This is a genomic window from Bartonella sp. AA86SXKL (assembly GCF_042196885.1).
In genome coordinates this window covers 1-305 of record NZ_JBHIRE010000105.1, presented here as the reverse complement: position 1 = coordinate 305, position 305 = coordinate 1, and the positions used below count along the sequence as shown (strand labels likewise).

General features: G+C 42.0%; 1 protein-coding gene. It reads left to right on the top strand.

Translation table 11 applies throughout. The features are described from left to right. Positions 1-305: phosphoglucose isomerase-related protein (locus ACFIO5_RS10195; RefSeq protein WP_522729881.1), on the top strand; the 305-nt coding region annotated here is incomplete at both ends.

Here is a 305-nt window from a genome sequence, read left to right as displayed (position 1 = left end):
GATGATTTGGCTGTTGCAGCAGATGTGTTAGGCAGGCGTGATGCAATGTTTTCAGGGAAAGCCATTAATACAACTGAAAAGCGCTCGGTTCTTCATATTGCACTACGTTTGCCTGCTGACGAAGTTTTCATGTTAGATGGAACTGATCTTGTTCATGATATTCAGGGTGTTCTTGCTGATATGGAAAGATTTTCTGATATGGTCCGCGATGGTAGCTATAAGGGAAACAGCGGTGAGAAAATAATTGATATTGTGAACATTGGTATTGGTGGTTCTGATCTTGGTCCTGCAATGGTCACATATGC